The following is a 22397-nucleotide window of genomic DNA, read 5'->3' as shown; positions in this document are numbered from 1 at the left end:
GGGTCGCGTTCCACGCGGCCGGGGGATGCTTTGCATTGCGGTCGGTGTTTGGGGACGTTCAAATGCAAAAGGGTTTTCTGCTCGGTCTGTTCGCTTATGCGACCTTTTCCATGGGCGATGCCACCATCAAGTCGCTTGGATCGCAGATCAGCGTTTTCGAAATCGGCTTCTTCAGCATTCTGTTTTCCGGCATTTTCATTTTCTTCAGCAAGCCGCGCGAGGAAAGGTGGCGTGAATTCTGGCGCATGAGCCGGCCCTTCGCGGTGCACGGGCGCGCGATCTCCGGCCTTTTCGCGGGTATTTTCGGCATCTATGCCTTCACCACCATTCCGCTGGCGGAAGCCTATGCGCTGATCTTCCTGTCGCCGCTCTTCGTGACCGTGCTTTCCGCCGTCGTGCTGAAGGAGAATATCGGTCCATGGCGATGGGCGGCGGTTCTGGCGGGTATCGTCGGCGTGATCCTCGTCGTGCGGCCGGGCTTCAAGACGCTGGAACTCGGACATTTCGCCGCCATCGGCGTTGCGTTCCTCGCGGCAATGACCATCGTTTTGCTGCGCTCGCTTGCGGGCAAGGAAAAGCGCACCTCGATCATGGGCGTGCTGCTGATCTACGGCCTCACTTTCAACGGCATTGCCTCCATCCCCGAATTCGTGATGCCCAACCTGCACCAGCTATTGGCTTTCGCCTTCATCGGCCTTTGCACGGCCACGGGGCAAATCACCCTTCTGGTCGCAACCCGCATCGCGCCGGCAAGCCAGATCGCGCCATCGCATTATTCGCAAATCCTCTGGGCCGTGGCGATCGGCATGGCCTTTTTCCACGAATATCCGGATGCGGTCGCCGTGCTTGGTCTGGCCGTCATCGCCGCATCGGGGCTGCTGACGATGATCCGCGAAAAGGTGAGGCTCGGCACCGTGCGCTGGAACCCGTTTTTCCGCAATCGGCTTTGAACTCACCCTTGATCGGAAACAGTGCGTCAACCGAAGCGCGGCTTGTGAAGCGGCGGCAACCCAGCCCATAAGGCTTTCATCTTTAGATGAACGGAGAGCCGCAAATGCTCGTGGATGGAAAATGGACCGCCGAATGGCATCCGGTGCAGGCGACCGACAAGAAAGGCGGCTTCGTTCGTCAGACCTCCGGCTTCCGCAACTGGGTGACGCCTGACGGTTCGGCGGGGCCGACGGGTGAGGGCGGCTATGCGGCCGAAAGCGGCCGTTATCATCTTTACGTCGCGCTGATCTGCCCATGGGCATCGCGCACGCTGATCGGCCGAAAGCTGAAGAAGCTGGAAGAGGTGATTTCCGTTTCCGTGGTTGAGCCGGCGCTTTCCGACGAGGGCTGGAAATTCGGCGACTATCCGGGCGCGGATCGTGATACGCTCAACGGCTTCACCTATATGCACGAGGTCTATACCAGCGCGGATCCGCACTATACCGGCCGCGCCACCGTGCCCGTGCTTTGGGACAAAAAGACGAAAACCATCGTCAACAACGAATCCGCCGATATTCTGCGCATGCTGAATTCCGGTTTCGGCGATCTGGCCGATAATAGCGTGGACCTGTATCCGGAAGCGCTGCGCGATGAGATCGATGCTCTCAATGACCACATCTATCCACGCCTCAACAACGGCGTTTACAGAACCGGTTTCGCCACCACGCAGATCGCCTATGAGGAGGCCTTCGCCGATGTGTTCGCAACGCTTGGGGAGCTCGAAAGCCGCCTCGTCTCAGGCGGACCTTTCCTGTTCGGCGATCTTTTAACCGAAACAGATGTCCGGCTCTTCGTGACGCTTGTGCGTTTCGATGCCGCCTATTATGGCCTGTTCAAATGCAATCTTCGCCGTATCGCCGATTACCCCGCCCTTCAGGCCTATATGATGCGGGTGCTGACCATTCCAGGCGTGCGCGACACGGTCAATATCGACCATATCAAGCGCGGTTATTATTCCATCAAGGCGCTCAACCCGACCCGCATCGTGCCCGTCGGCCCCGATCTTCCGGGGCTGTATGACGTTTCTCTCCGCCCATCGAACTGAGCGGATGATGGACTAGACCGGCTTGCCGACCTGATCGAGCAGCCATGCCTGAAAGGCGCGGGCCAGCGCATTGTCCTGCCGCCCTTCCGGCAGGGCGACGTAATAGCTCTTGTCGGTCTGCAGGGGAATGTCGAAGACGATTTCGAGACGGCCGGAGGCGATCTCCGCCTCGATGAGATATTTCGGCAGAAGGGCAAAACCGATACCGCTTGCGGCGGCCTCGATGATCATCGAGAACTGGTCGAAACGGCTGCCCTGATAGGCGTTCTCCGCCGTCACACCGTTCATCTCCAGCCATTCCGTCCATAGTTTCGGCCGCGTCGTCACATGCAGGAGCGGTTGCCCGGTCAGATCCTGTGGCTGGTTCACGCTGGCGCGGCGCACAAGGGCGGGGCTTGCTACCGGCACGATCACCTCGTTGCACAAAAATGTGCAGGTGCCATGCGCCCAGACCGGCTGGCCGTAGTGAATGGCGAGATCGAAACCTTCCTCGTCGAAATCGAAGGGATGCGAGCGCGAGCCGATGGTGATCGTTATTTCCGGATTGGCGTCGATAAAGCGGTGGAGGCGCGGCATCAGCCAGCGGCTGCCGAAGGTCGGCAATGTCGCGACCGAAAGCGATGCGTGCGATGTTCCGGCTGAAACCGCGCGCACCATCAATTGTTCGGATTGCTGCAGCAGGCGCCGCACATCGGGCAGGAATTTACGCCCCGCTTCCGAAAGCACGACCCGCCTGCGGATGCGCTCAAAAAGCTGCATTCCGGTCTGCGCTTCCAGTTCGCCGATCTGTCGGCTCACCGCGCTCTGCGTGAGGTTGAGTTCTTCCGCAGCACGCGTAAAATTGCCATGCCGTGCCGCGCATTCGAACGCCTGCAGGGTAACGATGTCGGGGACCAGTCTTCTGCGCGGATCCATTCCATTCTCGCATCAACTTACCCGCTTTCCTCATTGGAAAAGGGTCATTATGGCCATATATGATTACGGGAAAGAATGGAACGGTGTTTTTCCGGCTTTGCCGGTTCCAGTTTCGCAAAACATCAGTTTCACAGAACGAATGGCAAATTCGGGGAAAGAAGAGTGACGGGAGTTGAAAGCGCCGTATCGAAACGGCCTTTCCTCCCCTTTTAAGCCAAAAGGACGATGGACATGGATGCGACCACGAAGCTCGACGTGAAACAGGAAGCTGCGGCCCTGCTCGACAGGATGGGCGTTGCCCGCGATCTTTATACCGGCGGCGATATGGCCTCCTTCAGCCCGGTGACGGGTGAACAGGTCGCGAATCTCAAGACCGTTTCGGTCGAGGGTGTCGCAGCCGTGATCGACCGGGCCGATGCCGCCTTCAAGACATGGCGCAATGTGCCGGCGCCCCGCCGTGGCGAGTTGATCCGGCTGCTCGGCGAGGAACTGCGCGCCTTCAAGGCCGATCTCGGCCGTCTCGTCTCGCTGGAAGCGGGCAAGGTTCCCTCCGAGGGCCTCGGCGAAGTGCAGGAAATGATCGATATCTGCGATTTCGCGGTTGGCCTTTCCCGCCAGCTTTATGGTCTCACCATCGCCACCGAACGCCCCGGCCATCGCATGATGGAAACCTGGCATCCGCTCGGTGTCGTGGGCGTCATCTCCGCCTTCAACTTCCCGGTCGCCGTCTGGTCGTGGAATGCGGCGCTCGCCATCGTCTGCGGCAATTCGGTTGTCTGGAAGCCTTCGGAAAAGACCCCGCTCACGGCGCTTGCCGTGCAGGGCATCTTCGAGCGCGCCGCCGCCCGTTTCGGCGATGCGCCGGAAGGTCTCTCGCAGCTTCTGATCGGCGACCGCGCCGTGGGCGAAGCTCTGGTGGACAATCCCAAGGTGCCGCTCGTCTCGGCCACCGGCTCCACCCGCATGGGCCGCGATGTCGGCCCGCGTCTGGCGAAACGCTTCGCCCGCGCCATTCTGGAACTCGGCGGCAACAATGCCGGCATCGTCTGCCCCTCGGCTGATCTCGACATGGCGCTGCGCGCCATTGCCTTCGGCGCCATGGGCACGGCCGGCCAGCGCTGCACCACGCTTCGCCGTCTCTTCGTGCATGACAGCGTTTATGACCAGCTCGTACCGCGTCTGAAAAAGGCCTATGCTTCCGTTTCCGTCGGCAACCCGCTGGAAACCTCCGCACTTGTCGGCCCGCTGGTCGACAAGGCGGCTTTCGACGGCATGCAGAAGGCCCTCGAAGCGGCGAAAGCCCATGATGGCGTGGTGAATGGCGGCGGTCGTGTGGATACGGGTGCGCCGGATGCCTATTACGTCAAGCCGGCGCTTGTCGAAATGCCGAAGCAGGCGGGGCCGGTGCTGGAAGAGACTTTTGCGCCGATCCTCTAGTCATGAAATACAGCGATCTCGATCAGGCGATAGACGATCATAACGCCGTCGCTGCTGGTCTTTCCTCATCGATTTTCACCCGCGACATGCAGGAATCGGAACGGTTCCTGTCGTCGGAAGGCTCCGATTGCGGCATTGCCAACGTCAATATCGGCACCTCGGGTGCTGAAATCGGCGGCGCCTTTGGCGGTGAGAAGGAAACCGGCGGCGGCCGTGAATCCGGTTCGGATGCGTGGAAGGCCTATATGCGTCGCGCCACCAACACCATCAACTACTCCAAGGCGCTGCCGCTGGCGCAGGGCGTTTCCTTCGATATCGAATAATCGCGTCCTCTATAGAGAAATTGATCCATCGTGCCGGCGCGGCTCCATTCGCGCCGGCATTTCTATTTGATGGGTCGGACGAGGGTGTCCGCGACGATTTGCGGGAAAGAGGCTTTTGCGCGAAATTTTATTCCCGCAATATTGATCATATTGAATTATCGTCTCTCTATCGTTTTAATCGAAAATCCTAGCATTGCTCCATATCGCAACCCGGCAAGAGCGCCGGTGATAAGGAGATGAAATGCCAGCCGTCACCCGCCGCGCCCTTTCCGCCAGCATTCTTGTTGCCGCTGCTTTATCCGTTCTGCCTTTTCAGGCCCAGGCGGCGGAAGAGCTGAAGATCGGTTATCAGAAAACCGGCCTGCCGGTGATCGCCCGTCAGCAGGGTGTCATCGAAAAGGCGCTTGAGGCCAAGGGCGTGAAGGTTTCGTGGGTCGAGTTCACCGCTGGTCCGCCGCTGGTGGAAGCTCTGAATGTCGGCTCCATCAATGTCGGCTGGACAGGCGATGCGCCGCCGATCTTCGGGCAGGCGGCAGGTTCCGCCATCGTTTATGTTGCGGCCCTTCCTTCGAACGGCAAAGGTGAGGCGATCTTCACAAAGCCTGAAAGTGGCATCAAATCGGTTGCCGACCTGAAGGGCAAGAAGGTCGGCGTCGGCAAGGGCACCAGCGCGCACAATCTGCTGGTGGCGGCAATTGAGAAGAATGGCCTGAAATTCAGCGATATCGAGGTGGTCTATCTCAGCCCTGCCGATGCCGCGGCCGCCTTCGCCAGCGACAAGATCGACGCCTGGGCCGTCTGGGATCCGTTCTATGCGATTGCCGAAACCCGCTACAAGCCGGTCACTCTGGCCCGCACCAGCGATGTACTTGCTGTCAGCACCTATTTCCTCGCCAATCGCGATTACGCCAAATCCAATGCGGATACGATCAACATCACCATCGATGCTCTGGACGAGGCGGCAAAATGGTCCGCTGCCAACCGCGACAAGGTTGCTGCAGCTTTGCATGAGGTGACGGGCGTGCCGCTGGAGGCGCAGACGCTCGCCGCGAACCGCTCTGAATTCGGCATTACCAAAATCGACGACAAGATCGTCGCCAGCCAGCAGGAAACCGCCGACCGCTTTTATCGTCTCGGCCTGATCCCGAAACAGATCAACATCAAGGATGCCGTCTGGTCTGGCGCGACGAACTGATCCCCGACCGGAGGCTTCGCCATGAGCATCAGAACGCGCATCGAGGTTGGAAGCATCACGGGCTGGCTGCTTCCCGCCATCATTCTTGCAGGCTGGGAAGCGGCCGCCCGCGTCGGGCTTATTTCAGGAAATGTCCTTCCAGCCCCTTCCGCTGTTGCGGAAGCCTTCTGGCGGCTTCTGCTTTCGGGGGAACTCATTGCCAATATCGGCGTGAGTTCCGCCCGTGCGCTTGTGGGTTTCGCCATTGGCGGCTCCATCGGCTTCATCTTCGGCCTGGCCAATGGCCTCTCGAAATTCTCCCGCAGCTTCACCGATACGACGCTGCAGATGATCCGCAACATTCCGCATCTGGCGCTCATTCCGCTGGTCATCCTATGGTTCGGCATCGATGAGGAGGCGAAGCTTTTCCTCGTCGCGCTTGGTGTGTTTTTCCCGATTTACATCAATACGCTGCTCGGCATTCAGGGCGTCGATCCGCAACTGGTGGAGATGGGCCGCACCTATGGCATGTCGCCCTTCACGCTGTTCCGGCGGGTCATCCTGCCCGGCGCGCTGCCCGCCATTTTCACCGGCCTGCGTTATGCGCTCGGCATCATGTGGCTGACGCTGATCGTCGCCGAAACCATCTCTTCCTCCTCCGGCCTCGGCTATATGGCCATGCAGGCGCGCGAGTTCCTGCTGATCGACGTCGTCGTGCTGTCGATCCTCATCTATGCGCTTCTCGGCAAGCTGGCCGACAGTTTCGCCCGCCTCCTCGAAAGCATCTTCCTGCAATGGCATCCAGCCTTCAAGAAAGTCTGAGGTAACCCATGTCGACCGGCAATGTTACGACGCTGAGACGCCCGGATGCCCCGCCATCCCTCCCGTCGCAGGCGAAAATCGAACAACGTGAGAAGACGGCAGAAGGCAAGGTCGCCTTCAGCTTCCGCAATGTGGCGAAGAGCTTCGGCGATAAACCGGTTCTGCGCGGCATCGATCTCGATGTGCGGGAAGGTGAGTTTCTGGCCATCATCGGCAAGAGCGGCTGCGGTAAGAGTACGCTCCTGCGCATTCTGGCCGGCCTCGACACGCCGACCACCGGAACCGTCTCGAAAGATGCATCGAGCCGCACCCGCATGATGTTTCAGGAACCGCGTCTTCTGCCGTGGGAACGTATCGCGAGCAACGTCTCCGTGGGGCTGACCGGCATCGCCAAGGGCGAGGCGGCGCAGGAGCAGGCGCTTACAATTCTCGAAGAGGTCGGTCTGAAAGACCGGGCTGGCGAATGGCCCTATGTGCTTTCCGGCGGCCAGAAGCAGCGCGTGGCGCTGGCGCGCGCGCTGGTGGCCCATCCGCAGATTCTGGCGCTGGATGAGCCGCTTGGCGCGCTCGATGCGCTCACCCGCATTGAAATGCAGCTTCTGCTGGAGCGCATCTGGCGCAAGCAGAAATTCACCGCCGTACTAGTCACGCACGATGTATCGGAGGCCGTGGCGCTTGCGGATCGCATCGTCGTCATCGATGAAGGGCGCATCGCGCTCGATCTCGATGTGAAACTGCCGCGTCCGCGCCGTCATGGCACTGCGGAATTCGCAAGGCTGGAAGAGCAGGTTTTGAACCAGCTCTTCGGCCGCGGCGACACCAACGGATAAGGCATGAACCGGCAGGGCCGAGACCCCGCCGGACGATATCATCAGCCAATGCTCATCAGGCTGGCATTGCCGCCGGCGGCCGTGGTGTTGACGCTGACGGAAACCTCTTCGACCAGCCAGTCGAGATTATAGGGCTGGCTTTCCCCGGAAAGCGCTTCCGTTGCCGCGGCCTGAACGAGAACCAGCGGGCCGGGCAGGGCGGCGATCTTTTTATTGACCGCCACGATACGCGCCGCATCGCCCTCGACCAGCGCGCCGGCGAAGGGCGCTGATTTTTCCCAGTCATCCGCCCAGACGATGCGCGAGGTCACGCTTGCCGGCAGTCCGTAAATGGATTTCTCCAGTCCCGAAGCATTATCGATGACAACCGCGTTTCCGGTTGCAAGCGCTGCCGCAAGCTGGCGGTAAAGCCCCTGTTCGGTTGCCGGAACCAGCAGAACCTTTCCACGCGGATGCAGCGCATAGACATTGCGCTCGCCGACAGGACCTGCCAACTCGGTTTCGAAGCCGAGGCCGGAAAGTGCCGCCGCCTGCCGTGCGGCTTCCGCCGCAACGGTTTCGCCGTTTTCATCCAGCCAGCGGGCGAGATCGACGGCGGCCTGATCCTGCTGGCTGGCGATGCGGTCGATCTTCGGTGCGGTCTGCGTCATACGGCCGAGATAGAGCGGCCCGCCGGCCTTTGGGCCAGTGCCGGAGAGGCCGCGTCCGCCAAAGGGCTGCACGCCGACCACCGCGCCGATGATGTTGCGGTTCACATAAAGGTTGCCGGCGGCGACGCGGGACAGCACATGCTGGATCGTATCGTCAAGGCGGGTATGCAGGCCGAAGGTCAGGCCGTAACCGGTGGCGTTGATCTCATCGATCAGCCGGTCGAGATTGTCACGCTTGAAGCGGATGACGTGCAGCACCGGGCCGAAGACTTCGCGCTTCAGATCGGCGAGCGATTTCATCTCGATAATGGTCGGCGGCACAAAGGTGCCCTTGCCGGTTTCGCCGGCAAGCGTGATCTGTTCGATGCGATGGCCGAGCCCGCGCATGCCCTCGATGTGCTTTTCGATGATGCTTTTCGCCTCGGCGGTGATGACGGGGCCGACATCGACGGAAAGCTTGTCGGTGCGGCCGATGCGCAACTCATGCAGCGCGCCTTTCAGCATGGTCAGCGTGTGGTCCGCCACATCCTCCTGCAGGCATAGGATGCGCAGCGCAGAGCAGCGCTGGCCGGCGCTGTCGAAGGCAGATGCAATGACATCGGCGACGACTTGCTCGGCAAGTGCGGAAGAATCGACGATCATGGCGTTCTGGCCGCCGGTTTCGGCGATCAGCGGCACCGGCTGGCCATTGGCGAGAACCCGGCCGGCAAGCTGGCCCTGAATAAGCCGCGCCACTTCAGTGGAGCCGGTGAACATCACACCGGCTGTAAGAGGTGAACCAACAAGGGCCGCCCCCGTCTTGCCGTCGCCCGGCAGAAGCTGCACGGCATCCTGCGGCACGCCGGCCTCATGCAACAGGCGCACGCCCTGTGCCGCGATCAGCGGCGTTTCTTCGGCGGGCTTCGCCAGCACCGGATTGCCGGCAACCAGCGCCGCCGTGACCTGACCGATGAAAATGGCGAGCGGGAAGTTCCACGGGCTGATGCAGACGACCGGGCCGAGCGGTGTTTCGCCGGATTTGAAGTTCCTGCGGGCTTCCGCTGCGTAATAACGCAGGAAGTCGATGGCCTCGCGCACCTCGGCAATCGCGTTCGGCATGGATTTTCCCGCTTCGCGCATGATGAGGCCGAGCAGGGCGGGCATTTCAGCCTGCATCGCGTCGGCGGCCCGCTCGAGGCAGGCGGCGCGTTCTTCCACCGGGGTGGAAGGCCAGCTTGAGGCTGCCGCCCGCTGCATGGCGGCTTCGACATCGCCTTCAGTCGGCTCCGTCACATGGCCGACGATATCATTGTGGTCGCCGGGGTTGAGAACCGGGCGCGTGTTGCCACCCGCCTGCGGCGCTGTGGCTTTCCATTCCGTCGCAGCACCTGCCTTCAGGGTCTTGTCCAGTACGGCGAGCGTCGTTTCGCTGGAGAGGTCGAGGCCGGCGGAGTTTTTGCGTTCCGGGCCGAACAGGCCTTCAGGGGCGGCGATGCGGTCGTGACGCGCGCCTGGAACGGCATAGGCCTTGACCACGGCAACTGGGTCTTCCAGCAGGGAATCCACCGGCACGGCGGGGTCGGCAATGCGGTTGACGAAGGAAGAATTCGCACCGTTTTCCAGCAGGCGGCGGACGAGATAGGCGAGCAGCGTCTCATGGGTGCCGACGGGGGCATAGAAACGGCACGGCCGGTCGAGTTTCTTCTTGCCGACGACTTCGCTGTAAAGCGGTTCGCCCATGCCATGCAGGCACTGGAACTCATAGTCGCCGAGTTTGAAGGCGGGGCCGGCGAGATGGTAGATCGTCGCCATGGATTGCGCGTTATGGGTCGCAAATTGCGGGAAGACCAGATCGCGTGCGTCGAGCAGCTTACGGGCGCAGGCAATGTAGGAAACATCGGTGTGCACCTTGCGGGTGAAGACCGGGAAGTCCTCCAGCCCTTCCACCTGCGCGCGCTTGATTTCGGCATCCCAATAGGCGCCCTTGACGAGACGCACCATGATGCGCCGGCCCGAACGGCGGGCGAGATCGATAATGTAGTCCAGAACGAAGGGGCAGCGGCGGCCATAGGCCTGTACGACGAAACCGAGGCCGTTCCAGCCCGCAAGATCCCTGTCGAGCGCCAGCTCTTCCAGAAGATCGAGCGACAGTTCCAGCCGGTCGGCTTCCTCGGCATCGATGTTGAGGCCGATATCGTATTTCTTGCTGAGCAGCATCAGCGATTTGACGCGCGGCAGCAGCTCCGCCATCACCCGCTCGGCCTGCGCGCGGGCGTAACGCGGATGCAGCGCCGAAAGCTTGATGGAAATGCCCGGCCCGCCATAGATGCCGCGGCCGGCAGACGCCTTGCCGATGGCGTGGATGGCGTTTTCGTAGTCCTTGTAATAGCGCTCCGCATCCTTTGCGGTGGTCGCGGCTTCGCCCAGCATGTCGTAGGAATATTGGAAGCCCTGTTCTTCCAGCGGCTTCGAACGCTTGATCGCTTCGCCGATGGTTTCGCCGGTGACGAATTGCTCACCCATCATGCGCATGGCCATGTCGACGCCGCGGCGGATGACGGGTTCGCCAGCGCGGGCGATCAGCTTGGTCAGCGCCGCCGAAAGGCCGCTATCGTTGACCGTCGAGGTCAGCTTGCCGGTGATGACGAGACCCCAGGTGGCGGCGTTGACGAAAAGTGAGCGCCCGCCGCCAATATGGGACTTCCAGTCGCCGCGCGCGATCTTGTCGCGGATCAGTGCGTCGCGGGTAGCGGTGTCGGGAATGCGCAGCAGCGCTTCGGCAAGGCACATCAGCGCCACGCCCTCATGGCTGGAGAGCGAATATTCCTGCACCAGTCCCTCGACGCCGGTGCCCTTGGTCTTGGCGCGCAATGCCTCGATCAGTTTGCGGGCCGTGTCGCGAATGGCTTTCGTCTCTTCCGCCGTCACCGTCGCCGCCTCGATCAGCGGCGCCAGGCATTCTTCCTCCGGGCGGCGATAGGCGGCGGTGATCGCCTTGCGCAGCAGGCTTTGCTCGCGCACCGGCGGCGCAAAATTCTGGAAGATACCGTTCGCCACTACACCGGCGTTGCTTGCACCATCGGCCATTCTGAAAATCCTGAAAACGCTGTTGAAGACAGACCTTCGGCGGCAGCGTGTCCTCCGCCCGCCGCTCGTCATCCTGGCACAGACAATATCATCACCGCAGAAATTGCTATGGCCCTATTTTCAGGATAAAACAGGCTATATGAACTTTTATTTTTGAGATATGGCGTTAAATCACATGGCAAATAGTCAAAAAACAGACGATCTGGATCACTTCGACCTCAAGATACTCGAGGCGCTGAGCGAAGACGGGCGCATGTCCGTGCTGCAGCTCTCGAAAAGGGTCGGTCTTTCCAAGACGCCCTGCCAGACGCGGCTGAAGCGGCTGGTGGATGAGGGCTATATTCTCGGCTTCCGCGCCATGCTCAATCCGCAGAAGCTCGGTGTCGATCACATCGCCTTCGCCGAGGTAAAGCTTTCCGATACGCGCGAAAAGGCGCTGGAGGAATTCAACGCGGCGGTGCGCAAGATCAAGGAAGTGGAGGAGTGCCACATGATCGCCGGCGCCTTCGATTATCTTCTGAAGGTGCGCACCAGCGATATCCGCAAGTATCGAAGGGTACTCGGCGAGAAAATCTCAAGCCTGCCATCCGTCGCCAACACCTCGACCTTCGTGGTCATGCAATCGGTCAAGGAAACGGGTATCTGAAAAGCGGACATGAAAAAACGGGCAGATGTTTGCCTGCCCGTTTCTTGCCGCCCAAGTTCAGCTCTCTCAGCGCGCCGTGGCGGCGGCGGTCACCGCACTCATCTGCGCGTCCGGACCGAACTCGTTTTCGTTTTCGATGCCGAGCAATTCCTGCAAGCGCAGCCTTGCGCGGCTGACGCGGCTCTTGATGGTGCCGACAGGGCAACCGCAAATCTCGGCGGCTTCCTCGTAAGCAAAACCCGAGGCACCGATCAGCAGGATCGCTTCACGCTGGTCGTCCGGCAGCTTTGCCAGTGCTGCGCGGAAATCCTGAAGATCGACCGAGCCATGCTGTTCCGGCGGCACCGACAGGCGCGAGGTGTAGACCCCGTCCGTATCCTGCACCTCACGGCCGGATTTGCGAATCTGGCTGTAGAACTCGTTGCGCAGGATCGTCACCAGCCATGCCCGCATATTGGTGCCCGGCTGGTAGCTGTCCTGTTTCGCCCATGCCTTCATGATCGTGTCCTGCACGAGGTCGTCGGCACGGTCCCTTGAGCGGATGAGCGAGATCGCGAAGGCGCGCAGGTTCGGCAGCGCCGCCAGCATTTCCCGTTTGAAATTGTATTCTGTCTGCTCCGGCTCTTTCGCCATCATTCCTCCGAAGCCTTCATTTTGGCTCTGCTTTCGGCTTCATCGAGTTTTTCGAGAAGGTCGAGGAATTTGTCAGGGATGCCTTCATCCTGAACGGCATCATAAAGCTCCCTGAGCTTACGGGAAATCACCGCTCGCCCGGAGTGTGGAACCTGGGGGGCGGCCGAATTGTCCGGCTGATCTTGGTCCGATTGAAATATGCTCATAACGTCCGGTATTCCTTTTGCGTCGTGGCAAAGAATGCGCCGTGAAAAAAATAGTTCCGGCGGTCCGGAACTTTTTTTGCAATGCGCACGTTGCTATCGTGGGTTTGCGTTGCAGACCGCATGAAAGGGGAGAATTCCATGTCAGTTTCTACACGCATCGCACCGCACCTGCCATATCTGCGCAGGTTCGCGCGTGCCGTTTGCGGCTCACAATCGACGGGCGATGCCTATGTTGCGGCAACACTCGAAGCTCTGATCGCCGATATCAGCATTTTTCCGCAGACAAGCAGCGATCGCGTTTCGCTTTATCAATTGTTCGTATCGATCTTTAGTTCCGTCACGATCAATATTAAGACCGACGAAAACCTGTCGGGATGGGAAAAACGCGCCTCGGCCAACCTCTCCGCCGTGCCGGCGCTGGCCCGTCAGGCATTCCTTTTGACCACGGTCGAAGAATTCACGCCTTCGGAAACGGCAGAGGTTCTGAAAGTCTCCGAGGATCAGGTCGGCAAGCTGATCGACGAGGCAGCGTCTGAAATCGCCCGGCAGGTGGCGACCGATATCATGATTATCGAGGACGAACCTCTGATCGCCATGGATATCGAGCAGATGGTCACCGATCTCGGCCACCGCGTCACGGGCATCGCCCGCACCCACACGGAAGCGCTCGATCTCTTCCATCGCACCCAGCCGAAGATGATCCTTGCCGATATTCAGCTCGCCGATGGCAGTTCCGGTCTCGATGCGATGAAGGACATCCTGCAGATGACCACGCTGCCGGTAATCTTCATCACCGCCTTCCCCGAGCGTCTTCTGACGGGCGAGCGGCCGGAGCCGACCTTCCTTGTGACGAAGCCGTTTAATCCGGACATGGTGAAAGCGCTTATCAGCCAGGCCCTGTTTTTCAACGAAAGCTCACGCGTCGCGGCGTGAATTTTGCCGAAACCGCAGGCTGACCGGGAACCACTCTGGTGCCCGGGCGTTGGCGGTTACGGTCGTGGGACTGCCCCGCGGCTTTCTGCAAGGAGACGAATTTGCATCGGCTGGCATGGCATAACGCGGAGAGGGACGAAAGCGAACTTCACGATTCGCTCGTCCTCGCCTTGCTCGATTCGGGTGAGACAGTCATGCTGCAGGACTGGAACCGCGACTATATATTCGTGGCCAATCTGCCGGATGTCTGGAAACTTCCGGTCGATTCCCATCCGACCGATGAAAATCTGTTCGGTAACGACCTTTCCGCCAGGCTTGCTGAACTTAAGAAGGACATGAATACGGCCGGCAGCCGCGGCATGCTGGAAGTCAACGCCGGCAAGGACCGGGTTTTTCAGTTTCAGGTCCATTCCACCTTCAACCAGTCGAACCAGACGGTGCTGAAAACCACCATCCGGGAGGTAACGGCGGAAAGGCGGCGCGAGCAGCTTCTGCGCTCGCTGCTGCGCGAGGTTAGCCACCGTTCCAAGAATCTCCTGGCGATCATCCAGAGCCTTGCCGGCCAGACGGCCCGTTTCAGCCTGACCAAGGATGATTTTCTGCGCAAGTTCCGCGGCCGACTGCACGCTCTCGCCCAGAGTCAGGATCTCATCACGGATTCGGATTGGCGGGGCGCGCGCATATTCGAGCTGCTGCGCCAGCAATTCGATCTTTATGTGCCGGAATATCCGAACCTCATCCACATGGAAGGCGAAAACCTGCTGCTCAATCCGAATGGCGCGCTTTATATCGGGCTCGCCTTCCACGAGCTGGTCGTCAACACCGTCAGTCATAGCGGCAATCTTGCCTATCACCCGCCCATATCCCTGCAATGTCGTCAGGAGGGTGATTTTTATATCGTTGAATGGAATGAGCCGATGATGCCGTCGAAAGAGCCGGCGGAGACCCGGCGCGGCAGTTTCGGCAGCGTGGTGCTGGAAAAGGTGGTTCCGTCCGCATTGGGGGGAAGCGCCGAATACGAGTTGACGCCGGAGCGGATCGTCTACCGGCTGAAATTTCCGTCCGGCGACGGCGCGGATGCCTGAAATCTCAAGATCGCGCGCAGCGCCGGGTTCATCTTTCATTTCATGAAAGCCAAAACAAAAAGCACGGCTCATGAAAGAGCCGTGCTATTTTTATGACAGGTTTTCAGGGGCGAAACCTGTTTATTTTCAGCCAAGCTTCAGGCGGGGACGGGGGAATTGCTTGGCCTGCAGTAAAAACACGCTCGACCGGATTCGGTTCCCAAAAAATGCATTTTTTTAACATTGCGCAAAATACCGGCCATTTTTGCCCCGGCTTTTTGTCGTCTGCACGGCGGATAGGTCCGCAAGTCTCGGCCTCAATGCGTGCCCGTCTGTTCCGATCGTTTGGGCGTGAAATAACGCATCGGCGCTTCCAGCGACCACTCGAAGCCGGATTCACGATATTCCGTCAGCACCTGCCCGCCGAAGGCGCCTTCCGCATGTCTTTTGATGACAGTGGTGCCGAAGCCTTTGCGGCTCGGTTCTCTGGCCGGCGGTCCGCCCGTTTCGGTCCAGACGAGATGGATCATCTGCCGCCCGTCTTTTTCAAGCGACTGCCAGCGCAGGGTAATTTTTCCCGATGGGACCGACAATGAGCCATATTTGATGGAATTCGTCGTCAGCTCATGGATCACCAGACCGAAATTCTGTGCCGCTTCCGGGGAAAGCATGAAATCGTCTCCCACCAGCATGATGCGCTGCGCCACGGTTCCGAAAACATCGAGGTGGGTTTCGATCAGCTTGCGGATCGGCAGACCCTGCCATTGAACCTCCGCCAGAGCCCGGATAGACATTCCAAGGCCTCGCAGGCGGTGATCGACCTCCTTTTGAAATTCCGGAATGCTTTTATTTTCGCGTCCCAATTGCCGTATCATCGCCTGAACCAGCGTCAGAATGTTCTTGGAACGGTGAACCAGCTCGTGCAGCAGCAGTTGCAGTCGCTCTTCCGACTGGCTTCTGTCGAAGGACGCATTGGAGAGCGCGATGGCGACCTGGTTGGCCTCCTTTATCTTGGTATCGACGGGTGCGACGATCTCGCCCTCGCCGATGCGCTCGGCCATCAGGGTCAGGTCACGAATGGAGCTGCGCAATTGCCGGCCGACCAGATAGGCGCCGCCAATGGCAATCAGCACCAGCAGCAGGCTGCCGATCATCATCTGCCGCCAGGTGTCTATCAGCGCCGCCTGGCTTGCGGCGAGCGGCCCCCACATCACCGTCTTCCATTGCCAGCCCGGCAATTGAGCATAGGCATAGAGGTTACCCTTGCCGTCGAAAAAATTGCCGCTGAAGGCCTGCATTTCCGAAAGGACGTCGGGGGTGACAAACGGCTTGCCCACTTCGGCCTCTTCGGGCGCGCTTGAGACGACAACGCGGTTGTTGCCGTCAATGATGGCGACCGCCCAGTTGCGCGGCAGGTTTTCCGTGGGGATGAGCCGGCTCAGGTCACTGGTATTCTGCGTCAGGATCAGGGCGTCTCCGGCGGGATCCAGGTCCGGGCCGAGCGGCATGGTGACGTTGAACACCCATTCCTTGCTGGTCGAGCCGAAAAACATGTCCGAGACGGTGATGCGGCGGGAGTCGATCGCCCTGGCCAGATTGGCTTCCGCCGGCACCTTGCCGAGCGGCTGGCCATAGGGCACGCGCGTATTGAGACGCTGCTGGCCATCTTTGGTGGCGAGAATGGCGTAAAGGCCCTCCCGCTTCAGACTGTCGGCGACGCGCCCCTGAAACGCGGCGAGGTTGCCGCTCTCAAGTTCCGGGAATTGCGACAGGAGATTGAGCGAGGTGGCGATTTCCTGCAGGCGGCGGTCGATGTTGCGGGAGACCACCCGCACATCCTCGATGGTTTCCCGTTGCAGGTCGTCGCGTTTTTCCGCCTCGAGGCGCAGCATCAGATAGCCGCCGAAAAGAATGAGCGGCAGGGTAATGACGGTAGCCATCACCACCAGATAGGTGCCGATGGAGGCGGTCGGGAAAAAATTCGCACTGCGCCGACGCAAAGCCGAGATCATGTCTTTCAGTCTGTCGCCGGGTCGAGGCATACAAAAAACTCCGGCAGTTATGGCATTGTTACGACACGGATAATACCGTGCCGTCCCCCTTTAGCAATGCCTGATTTTTACCTTCGGTTGTTGCGGCAGGCCACAATTGCGTCAGTGTGATTGAAAAAATCGGAACTATTTCAACGACCAACCCGTTTGCCAGACGAACCGGCCGAGGAGCGGCATGAAATTCATCACCGCCGGCCAGTTGAGAACGATGAAAGGAAGGTACGAAATGGCAAAGAAACTTACAATCCTCGTCACTGCCGCTCTGATGGGCACGACGGCTTTCGCGCCGCTGGCCATCGCTCAGGGCACCACCCAGCCTGCGCCGGCAAATCCGAGTGCGCAGACGGAGCCGGCAACCCCGCCTGCCACACCGATGACGCCTGCTGCTCCTTCGACCAATGACAGCGCGGCGACAACGACAGGCGGCGCTTATCTCACCGAACAGGGCGAAACGCAGGTCAGCGCCAACGATTATATCGGCAAGGCGGTCTATACCGCGGCCGATGAAAGCATCGGTAACGTCACCAACCTGATCATGGAAGAAGACGGTGGTCTGGTTGCGGCCGTGATCGGCGTCGGCGGCTTCCTGGGTATCGGCGCAAAGGACGTCGCCGTTCCGATGGACAAGGTAACGATGACGCGCAACGCGCAGGACGGCACCATCCGCCTGACCACGACCGAAACGGCGGAAACGCTGAAGGCGGCTCCCGAATTCAAGACGCTGGAACAGAAGGCCAGCGAAAAGAATGCGGCAACGCCGGCGGCTCCTGACAGCACGACGACATCCGCCACCAAGCCCTAATTCCCGTCCCTGGGAGGCAGGAGCGGGACCGGCTTCAATCAGCTGTCCCGCGGGAGGCACCGGCCAACAGGCCGGTGTCTTTTTTTATGTTTGTTCGCCGGCTGTTCAATCCCCGGCATTGCGGGAGGAATGCCACGCCCAGGCGGATTTGATGATGTCCGACAGGGAATAGCGCGGTTCCCAGCCGAGAACCTCCTTCGCCTTGTCGTTATTGGCAACGAGTGTCGTGGAATCGCCGTCGCGCCGCCCGGTATATTCAACGGGGAAGGGGCGGCCGGAAACGTCCGAAATCGCCGCCAGCAATTCCTTCACCGTGGTGCCGGTGCCGGTGCCGAGGTTGAGTTCGACGGTCTCCCCGCCGGCCAGCAGATAATCCACGGCCCGCACATGCGCATCGGCGAGATCGAGAATGTGGATATAGTCGCGCACGCAGGTGCCGTCGCGCGTGTCGTAATCCGTGCCGAACACCTTGAAGCCCTGACGCCGGCCGAGTGCGGCCTCGATGGCCAGCGGGATCGCGTGGGTTTCCGGCTTGTGCCATTCGCCGATGCGGCCTTCGAAATCCGCGCCGGCGGCATTGAAGTAGCGCAGCATCACGGAGCGCAGCCCCTTATAGGTGCTGTAGTCCTTCAGCGCCTGCTCCACCACCCATTTGGTGCGGCCATAGGGGTTGATCGGCGCCTGCCGGTGCGTCTCGTCGATCGGCACCTGTTCCGGCAACCCGTAAGTTGCGCAGGTGGACGAAAAAACGAAGGCCGTGACGCCGGCATCGATGGCGGCGGAGAGGAGGTTGAGCGAGCCGATGACATTGTTGTCGTAGAAAGCCACGGGCTGCTTGACCGATTCACCGACTTCGATCAGCGCGGCGAAATGCAGAACGGCTTCCGGCCGGTGTTTGGCGAAGACTTCGTCCAGCCGCGCCCGGTCGCGAATATCGCCCTGTTCGAAGGGTCCCCAGCGGACGAATTCCTCATGCCCGTTGGACAGATTGTCGAAAACGACCGGTTCATATCCTCGCTCAGACAGGAGAAGGCAGGTGTGCGAACCGATATAGCCGGCACCGCCGACGACAAGGACTTTCTTCTTCATCAATTGCCTTTCAGAAAATTACGGACGCGCCGAGACTGCCCGAGACTGTATGTCACTTTGTTCAAATAAGGGCGGCGTGGCGGGTAACGCCATCAACCAGTCTATCCTTCGCGGGTAACATAAAAAAAACCGCGCATCCATCGTCTGGACGCGCGGTTTGCCTTATCGTGTCGCCAAGAAATTACTTGGACTTTTTCGTATTGACCCTTGTGGCCAGGAAACCGGCCGCGACAGCCACGGCGAGCGTCGCATAGGGACGCGCCTGGATCGCCAGCGTCAGCAGCGATTGCAGGGCGAGCGGCGCTGCGGCAAGCGGCGCCGCCGTCAAAGGCGCGACAGCGGGACGTGCGGCATAGACCCTCGGGCGTTTGACGATCGCCAGCGCCACCAGCATGATGACGCCGAGCAGGAACGCGGTCCCGGCGACGACGAGCGCCGCAGGGCCTGCACCCACATGCCGGGCAAGATAGATGGACCCCGCCACCACAGCGGCGATGAAGGCGATCAGAAAAAATATCCCGGTCAGAACCGACAGGATTATGGTCGCGCGCAATCGCCGTGTAACGACGCGTCCTTCGCGCTGGGTCTCCCCCAGATAGACCAGCAATGCCTCAAGCATGAGCGCGGCCTTATCGACGCGTCAGAAGGGCGAGCACGAAACCGACGCCGACGGCGATGCCGAGGGACTGGAGCGGGTTCTTCTGGACGTGGTCGGTGAGGTTGTCGTTGAGCGTGGAGATTTCATTGCGAACGCTGTCGGCCATTTCTCCGGATGCGGTGAGGGCGTCATCGGCCACACGGGCGGCCTGCGCCTTCAGCTCATGCGAAGCGCCGACGCCGAGCGCCTTCACGCTTTTGGCAAGACTAGCCAGATCTTCGCGAAGCTGGGCGAGCTGCGCTGCCACATCGGCCGCATCGCCGTTTTCGAGGGATTGCTGGATCTTGTCGCTGACGCTGCTACGCACGCTTGCCATAGGGGAGGTCCTTCCTGAACATCATTGATGGGACGACGACACATCACCGCCGTCCGTGAAGCTTCGTTTCGGCGGCCGAAACACCCGCCTGTCCGTCAGTCAAACGCGCCGATGCCGGCTTGGTTCCGCAACGGGACGGGTTTTCTTGATGGCACTTCGGCTCGGGGTCGATTTTCGAGGAATTCGGTGCCGGACATTTGTTTTCCTGTCACAAGCATCCTATAAGGCCCATCATCGAGACGTACCTTGACTTCAATCAATATGTGAAACGACATGCTCCAGACGCCCTATTACCTCATCGACAAGACAAAACTTCTTCGCAACATGGAGAAGATTGCCTATGTGCGGGAAAAATCCGGCGCCAAGGCGCTCTTGGCGCTGAAGTGCTTCGCCACATGGTCGGTGTTCGATTTCATGTCGCAATATATGGACGGAACCACCTCGTCCTCGCTCTATGAGGTGCGTCTCGGCCGCGAGAAATTCGGCGGCGAGACCCATGCCTATTCCGTCGCCTATGCCGATTATGAAATCGACGAGGTGATTGCGAATGCGGACAAGGTCATCTTCAATTCCATCGGTCAGCTCGAGCGTTTCGCCGACAAGGCCTCCGGCATTACGCGCGGTCTGCGCCTCAACCCGCAGGTCAGCTCGTCGAGCTTCGATCTTGCCGATCCTGCGCGCCCCTTTAGCCGGCTGGGCGAATGGGATGTCGCCAAGGTCGACAAGGTCATGGACCGCATTTCCGGCTTCATGATCCACAATAATTGCGAAAACAGCGATTTTTCCCTGTTCGACCGCATGCTGACGCAGATCGAGGAGAAATTCGGATCGCTTCTGTCGCGTGCGGAATGGGTCAGCCTCGGCGGCGGCATCCACTTCACCGGCGACAATTATCCGCTCGACCAGTTCTGCGACCGCTTGGCGGCCTTCTCGGAAAAATACGGCGTGCAGGTCTATCTGGAGCCGGGCGAAGCCTCGATCACCAGAAGCACGACGCTCGAAGTGACGGTTCTCGACACGCTGTTCAACGGCAAGAACCTCGCCATCGTCGACAGCTCCATCGAAGCGCATATGCTCGATCTGCTGATCTACCGCGAAACCGCCAAGGTGTCGCCGAACGAGGGCGAGCATCCCTACATGGTCTGCGGCAAATCCTGCCTTGCGGGCGATATTTTCGGCGATTTCCGGTTCGACAAGGAATTGAAGGTCGGCGACCGCATCTCCTTCCAGGACGCGGCCGGCTACACCATGGTCAAGAAGAACTGGTTCAACGGCGTGAAGATGCCGACCATCGCGATCAAGGAACTGGACGGCACCGTTCGCGCCGTTCGTGAATTCGACTTTGCCGATTTCGAGCAAAGCCTGTCTTAAACCCTGTTTTTAACATGAAACGAAGCTCATCCCTGCGGGGAAAAGGAGGCATCACCTGAAATGAAGAAGAACGTTCTGATCATCGGCGCCGGTGGCGTAGCACAGGTCGTGGCGCATAAATGCGCCCAGAACAGCGATGTATTGGGAGACATTCATATTGCGTCACGGACTTTGGGAAAGTGCCGCAAGATTGTCGAGTCCGTACGCGAAAAGAAGAGCCTCAAGACAGATGTGAAACTTGAGGCCCATGCGCTTGACGCGATGGATATCGAGGCGACGAAAGCCTTAATTAAACAGACCGGTGTTGAAATCGTCATCAACGTCGGTTCGGCTTTCGTCAACATGTCCGTTCTTCGTGCCTGCATGGACACGGGTGTTGCCTATATGGATACGGCGATCCACGAGGATCCGACCAAGATTTGCGAGACGCCGCCGTGGTACGGAAACTACGAGTGGAAGCGCGCGGAAGAGTGCAAGGAAAAGGGCATTACCGCCATTCTCGGCGTCGGCTTCGATCCGGGCGTGGTGAACGCCTATGCGCGTCTCGCCAAGGATGATTATTTCGACAAGGTCACTTCGGTCGATATCGTCGATATCAATGCCGGCAGCCACGGCCGCTGGTTTTCGACCAACTTCGATCCGGAAATCAACTTCCGCGAATTCACCGGCGTCGTCTATTCCTGGCAGAAGGGTGAGTGGCAGACGAACCAGATGTTCGAAGTCGGCCAGGAATTCGACCTTCCGGTCGTCGGCAAGCAGAAGGCCTATATGACCGGCCATGACGAAGTGCATTCGCTCTCCAAGAACATGGACGGCGCCGATGTGCGCTTCTGGATGGGCTTCGGCGATCACTATATCAACGTCTTCACCGTGCTTAAGAACCTCGGCCTTCTGTCCGAAAAGCCGGTCAAGACGGCTGAAGGTCTCGAAGTCGTGCCGCTGAAGGTGGTCAAGGCCGTGCTGCCCGATCCGTCTTCGCTGGCGCCCGATTATGTTGGCAAGACCTGCATCGGCGATATCGTCAAGGGCATCAAGGACGGCAAGGAGCGCGAAGTCTTCATCTACAATGTGGCCGACCACAAGGAAGCCTATGAAGAAGTCGGCTCGCAGGGCATTTCCTACACCGCCGGCGTTCCGCCGGTCGCCGCCGCCATGCTCATCGCCACTGGCGAATGGGACGTGAAACAGATGGCCAATGTGGAAGAACTGCCGCCGAAGCCGTTCCTGAACATTCTGAACAAGATCGGCCTTCCGAACCGCATCAAGGACGAAAACGGCGATCGCGCGCTGGAATTCTAAGCGCAGCATTCTTGACGGATAGAAACAGAAAAGCCCCGCGAAAGCGGGGCTTTTTTCTTGGCTATACAGCTTATCTG

General features: G+C 59.8%; 19 protein-coding genes and 1 pseudogene. 12 read left to right on the top strand and 8 right to left on the bottom strand.

Annotated elements, in window-relative coordinates; translation table 11 throughout:
• Positions 1–62: 62 nt before the first annotated feature.
• The gene (locus tag L901_RS11865; RefSeq protein WP_003522518.1) at positions 63–950 is read left to right on the top strand and encodes a DMT family transporter; all 888 of its coding nucleotides are present in this window, start codon (positions 63–65) and stop codon (positions 948–950) included.
• A 104-nt stretch (positions 951–1054) separates the two neighbouring features.
• Positions 1055–2035, top strand: a complete 981-nt coding sequence (locus L901_RS11860) for a glutathione S-transferase family protein (RefSeq protein WP_059756836.1) — start codon at positions 1055–1057, stop codon at positions 2033–2035.
• Positions 2036–2047: 12 nt separating this feature from the next.
• Here the strand turns inward: L901_RS11860 and L901_RS11855 are convergent, their stop codons facing one another.
• Positions 2048–2950: a LysR family transcriptional regulator gene (locus tag L901_RS11855; protein ID WP_059756833.1), complete on the bottom strand. Its 903-nt coding sequence runs from the start codon at positions 2948–2950 to the stop codon at positions 2048–2050.
• Positions 2951–3181: 231 nt separating this feature from the next.
• Here L901_RS11855 and L901_RS11850 point away from each other — a divergent pair.
• The 4 genes and pseudogenes from L901_RS11850 (at position 3182) to L901_RS11835 (ending at position 7536) form a co-directional block, all read left to right on the top strand.
• Positions 3182–4710 (top strand): annotated as a pseudogene (locus L901_RS11850) (aldehyde dehydrogenase family protein).
• Between the two features lie 241 nt (positions 4711–4951).
• Positions 4952–5905, top strand: coding sequence for an aliphatic sulfonate ABC transporter substrate-binding protein (locus L901_RS27055; RefSeq protein ID WP_059756831.1), 954 nt, complete (start codon positions 4952–4954; stop codon positions 5903–5905).
• A gap of 21 nt (positions 5906–5926) precedes the next feature.
• Entirely contained in the window at positions 5927–6706 is a 780-nt protein-coding gene (locus L901_RS27050; protein WP_059756829.1) for an ABC transporter permease subunit, read from the top strand.
• Between the two features lie 8 nt (positions 6707–6714).
• A complete protein-coding gene (locus tag L901_RS11835; RefSeq protein ID WP_059756826.1) occupies positions 6715–7536 on the top strand; it encodes an ABC transporter ATP-binding protein in 822 nt (273 codons plus the stop codon).
• 41 nt (positions 7537–7577) lie between these two features.
• On the opposite strand, the gene putA is transcribed toward L901_RS11835, so the two are convergent.
• Complete coding sequence (putA, locus tag L901_RS11830; RefSeq protein ID WP_059756825.1) at positions 7578–11252, bottom strand: trifunctional transcriptional regulator/proline dehydrogenase/L-glutamate gamma-semialdehyde dehydrogenase; 3675 nt, start codon at positions 11250–11252, stop codon at positions 7578–7580.
• Between the two features lie 175 nt (positions 11253–11427).
• On the opposite strand from putA, the gene L901_RS11825 reads away from it, so the two are divergent.
• On the top strand, positions 11428–11898 hold the full coding sequence (locus tag L901_RS11825) for an Lrp/AsnC ligand binding domain-containing protein (RefSeq protein WP_003522526.1): 471 nt from the start codon (positions 11428–11430) through the stop codon (positions 11896–11898).
• A gap of 66 nt (positions 11899–11964) precedes the next feature.
• Here L901_RS11825 and L901_RS11820 read toward each other — a convergent pair whose 3' ends face one another.
• The gene (locus L901_RS11820) at positions 11965–12531 is read right to left on the bottom strand and encodes an RNA polymerase sigma factor (protein ID WP_003508744.1); all 567 of its coding nucleotides are present in this window, start codon (positions 12529–12531) and stop codon (positions 11965–11967) included.
• Positions 12531–12737 (bottom strand): NepR family anti-sigma factor, encoded by a 207-nt coding sequence (locus L901_RS11815; protein ID WP_003522527.1) that lies wholly within the window; start codon positions 12735–12737, stop codon positions 12531–12533. Before L901_RS11815 ends, L901_RS11820 begins: the two co-directional genes overlap by 1 nt.
• Before the next feature lie 138 nt (positions 12738–12875).
• Between L901_RS11815 and L901_RS11810 the strand changes: the two genes are divergently transcribed.
• Positions 12876–13670, top strand: a complete 795-nt coding sequence (locus L901_RS11810; protein ID WP_003522529.1) for a response regulator — start codon at positions 12876–12878, stop codon at positions 13668–13670.
• Between the two features lie 101 nt (positions 13671–13771).
• On the top strand, positions 13772–14755 hold the full coding sequence (locus L901_RS11805; protein ID WP_059756822.1) for a sensor histidine kinase: 984 nt from the start codon (positions 13772–13774) through the stop codon (positions 14753–14755).
• Positions 14756–15051: 296 nt separating this feature from the next.
• On the opposite strand, the gene L901_RS11800 is transcribed toward L901_RS11805, so the two are convergent.
• Entirely contained in the window at positions 15052–16776 is a 1725-nt protein-coding gene (locus L901_RS11800; protein ID WP_059756819.1) for a sensor histidine kinase, read from the bottom strand.
• Between the two features lie 235 nt (positions 16777–17011).
• Here L901_RS11800 and L901_RS11795 point away from each other — a divergent pair, with 235 nt between their 5' ends.
• The gene (locus L901_RS11795) at positions 17012–17587 is read left to right on the top strand and encodes a PRC-barrel domain-containing protein (RefSeq protein WP_059756996.1); all 576 of its coding nucleotides are present in this window, start codon (positions 17012–17014) and stop codon (positions 17585–17587) included.
• 105 nt (positions 17588–17692) lie between these two features.
• Here L901_RS11795 and galE read toward each other — a convergent pair whose 3' ends face one another.
• The 3 genes from galE to L901_RS11780 form a co-directional block, all read right to left on the bottom strand.
• Entirely contained in the window at positions 17693–18676 is a 984-nt protein-coding gene (gene galE, locus L901_RS11790; RefSeq protein ID WP_035239308.1) for a UDP-glucose 4-epimerase GalE, read from the bottom strand.
• 181 nt (positions 18677–18857) lie between these two features.
• Entirely contained in the window at positions 18858–19295 is a 438-nt protein-coding gene (locus L901_RS11785; protein WP_003508754.1) for a hypothetical protein, read from the bottom strand.
• 10 nt (positions 19296–19305) lie between these two features.
• Positions 19306–19650, bottom strand: a complete 345-nt coding sequence (locus L901_RS11780) for a YqjD family protein (RefSeq protein ID WP_003522534.1) — start codon at positions 19648–19650, stop codon at positions 19306–19308.
• 273 nt (positions 19651–19923) lie between these two features.
• Between L901_RS11780 and nspC the strand changes: the two genes are divergently transcribed.
• Positions 19924–21021: a carboxynorspermidine decarboxylase gene (nspC, locus tag L901_RS11775; protein WP_059756815.1), complete on the top strand. Its 1098-nt coding sequence runs from the start codon at positions 19924–19926 to the stop codon at positions 21019–21021.
• 60 nt (positions 21022–21081) lie between these two features.
• Positions 21082–22320, top strand: coding sequence for a saccharopine dehydrogenase family protein (locus tag L901_RS11770; RefSeq protein WP_059756814.1), 1239 nt, complete (start codon positions 21082–21084; stop codon positions 22318–22320).
• The last annotated feature ends 77 nt before the right edge of the window (positions 22321–22397 follow it).

This window comes from Agrobacterium sp. D14 (genome assembly GCF_001526505.1).
Taxonomy (GTDB): Bacteria; Pseudomonadota; Alphaproteobacteria; order Rhizobiales; family Rhizobiaceae; genus Agrobacterium; species Agrobacterium leguminum.
Note: the sequence above shows the minus strand (reverse complement) of the source record. Positions and strands in the feature narration are given on the sequence as shown.

Coding starts and splice junctions, on each gene's coding strand:
- putA (WP_059756825.1), bottom strand. CDS start 11,252: ATGGCCGATGGTGCAAGCAACGCCGGTGTAGTGGCGAACGGTATCTTC.
- L901_RS11825 (WP_003522526.1), top strand. CDS start 11,428: ATGGCAAATAGTCAAAAAACAGACGATCTGGATCACTTCGACCTCAAG.
- L901_RS11865 (WP_003522518.1), top strand. CDS start 63: ATGCAAAAGGGTTTTCTGCTCGGTCTGTTCGCTTATGCGACCTTTTCC.
- L901_RS11820 (WP_003508744.1), bottom strand. CDS start 12,531: ATGGCGAAAGAGCCGGAGCAGACAGAATACAATTTCAAACGGGAAATG.
- L901_RS11860 (WP_059756836.1), top strand. CDS start 1,055: ATGCTCGTGGATGGAAAATGGACCGCCGAATGGCATCCGGTGCAGGCG.
- nspC (WP_059756815.1), top strand. CDS start 19,924: ATGCTCCAGACGCCCTATTACCTCATCGACAAGACAAAACTTCTTCGC.
- L901_RS11835 (WP_059756826.1), top strand. CDS start 6,715: ATGTCGACCGGCAATGTTACGACGCTGAGACGCCCGGATGCCCCGCCA.
- L901_RS27055 (WP_059756831.1), top strand. CDS start 4,952: ATGCCAGCCGTCACCCGCCGCGCCCTTTCCGCCAGCATTCTTGTTGCC.
- L901_RS27050 (WP_059756829.1), top strand. CDS start 5,927: ATGAGCATCAGAACGCGCATCGAGGTTGGAAGCATCACGGGCTGGCTG.
- L901_RS11785 (WP_003508754.1), bottom strand. CDS start 19,295: ATGCTTGAGGCATTGCTGGTCTATCTGGGGGAGACCCAGCGCGAAGGA.
- L901_RS11810 (WP_003522529.1), top strand. CDS start 12,876: ATGTCAGTTTCTACACGCATCGCACCGCACCTGCCATATCTGCGCAGG.
- L901_RS11795 (WP_059756996.1), top strand. CDS start 17,012: ATGGCAAAGAAACTTACAATCCTCGTCACTGCCGCTCTGATGGGCACG.
- L901_RS11800 (WP_059756819.1), bottom strand. CDS start 16,776: ATGCCTCGACCCGGCGACAGACTGAAAGACATGATCTCGGCTTTGCGT.
- L901_RS11815 (WP_003522527.1), bottom strand. CDS start 12,737: ATGAGCATATTTCAATCGGACCAAGATCAGCCGGACAATTCGGCCGCC.
- L901_RS11780 (WP_003522534.1), bottom strand. CDS start 19,650: ATGGCAAGCGTGCGTAGCAGCGTCAGCGACAAGATCCAGCAATCCCTC.
- galE (WP_035239308.1), bottom strand. CDS start 18,676: ATGAAGAAGAAAGTCCTTGTCGTCGGCGGTGCCGGCTATATCGGTTCG.
- L901_RS11770 (WP_059756814.1), top strand. CDS start 21,082: ATGAAGAAGAACGTTCTGATCATCGGCGCCGGTGGCGTAGCACAGGTC.
- L901_RS11855 (WP_059756833.1), bottom strand. CDS start 2,950: ATGGATCCGCGCAGAAGACTGGTCCCCGACATCGTTACCCTGCAGGCG.